Below are 1,860 nucleotides of genomic sequence, written 5' to 3' on the forward strand. Positions count from 1 at the left end.
TGTGATGGGTAGGGGAGCGTCGTGTGCCGGGTGAAGCAGCAGCGGAAGCTAGTTGTGGACGGTTCACGAGTGAGAATGCAGGCATGAGTAGCGATACACACGTGAGAAACGTGTGCGCCGATTGACTAAGGGTTCCTGGGTCAAGCTGATCTGCCCAGGGTAAGTCGGGACCTAAGGCGAGGCCGACAGGCGTAGTCGATGGACAACCGGTTGATATTCCGGTACCCGCTTTGAAACGCCCAATATCGAATCAGGCGATGCTAAGTCCGTGAAGCCGTTCCGGACCCTTCGGGGAAAGGAAAGTGGTGGAGCCGACGAACCAGACTTGTAGTAGGTAAGCGATGGGGTGACGCAGGAAGGTAGTCCAGCCCGGGCGGTGGTAGTCCCGGGGTAAGGGTGTAGGCCGAGGGGTAGGCAAATCCGTCCCTCATACAAGGCTGAGACCTGATGCCGAGCCGATTGTGGTGAAGTGGATGATCCTATGCTGTCGAGAAAAGCCTCTAGCGAGTTTCATGGCGGCCCGTACCCTAAACCGACTCAGGTGGTCAGGTAGAGAATACCGAGGCGTTCGGGTGAACTATGGTTAAGGAACTCGGCAAAATGCCCCCGTAACTTCGGGAGAAGGGGGGCCATCACTGGTGATCGGACTTGCTCCGTGAGCTGGGGGTGGCCGCAGAGACCAGCGAGAAGCGACTGTTTACTAAAAACACAGGTCCGTGCGAAGCCGTAAGGCGATGTATACGGACTGACGCCTGCCCGGTGCTGGAACGTTAAGGGGACCGGTTAGTGACCTTTCGGGGTTGCGAAGCTGAGAACTTAAGCGCCAGTAAACGGCGGTGGTAACTATAACCATCCTAAGGTAGCGAAATTCCTTGTCGGGTAAGTTCCGACCTGCACGAATGGCGTAACGACTTCTCGACTGTCTCAACCATAGGCCCGGTGAAATTGCACTACGAGTAAAGATGCTCGTTTCGCGCAGCAGGACGGAAAGACCCCGGGACCTTTACTACAGTTTGATATTGGTGTTCGGTTCGGCTTGTGTAGGATAGGTGGGAGACTTTGAAGCAGCCACGCCAGTGGTTGTGGAGTCGCCGTTGAAATACCACTCTGGTCGTGCTGGATGTCTAACCTCGGTCCGTGATCCGGATCAGGGACAGTGTCTGATGGGTAGTTTAACTGGGGCGGTTGCCTCCCAAAGGGTAACGGAGGCGCCCAAAGGTTCCCTCAGCCTGGTTGGCAATCAGGTGTTGAGTGTAAGTGCACAAGGGAGCTTGACTGTGAGACCGACGGGTCGAGCAGGGACGAAAGTCGGGACTAGTGATCCGGCGGTGGCTTGTGGAAGCGCCGTCGCTCAACGGATAAAAGGTACCCCGGGGATAACAGGCTGATCTTCCCCAAGAGTCCATATCGACGGGATGGTTTGGCACCTCGATGTCGGCTCGTCGCATCCTGGGGCTGGAGTCGGTCCCAAGGGTTGGGCTGTTCGCCCATTAAAGCGGTACGCGAGCTGGGTTTAGAACGTCGTGAGACAGTTCGGTCCCTATCCGCTGTGCGCGTAGGAATATTGAGAAGGGCTGTCCCTAGTACGAGAGGACCGGGACGGACGAACCTCTGGTGTGCCAGTTGTCCTGCCAAGGGCATGGCTGGTTGGCTACGTTCGGGAGGGATAACCGCTGAAAGCATCTAAGCGGGAAGCCTGCTTCAAGATGAGTATTCCCACCTCCTTGAGAGGGTAAGGCTCCCAGTAGACGACTGGGTTGATAGGCCAGATGTGGAAGCCCGGTAACGGGTGAAGCTGACTGGTACTAATAGGCCGAGGGCTTGTCCTCAGTTGCTCGCGTCCACTGTGTTAGTTCTGAA

Annotated in this window: 1 rRNA gene; it reads left to right on the plus strand. The window is 56.5% G+C overall.

The window, feature by feature from the left end:
* Positions 1–1,829 (plus strand): 23S ribosomal RNA (locus tag ACGFYY_RS42340); the annotation flags it as partial.
* Positions 1,830–1,860 lie beyond the last annotated feature (31 nt).

This window comes from Streptomyces sp. NPDC048331 (assembly GCF_043201215.1).
In the GTDB taxonomy this organism is placed as follows: Bacteria; Actinomycetota; Actinomycetes; order Streptomycetales; family Streptomycetaceae; genus Streptomyces.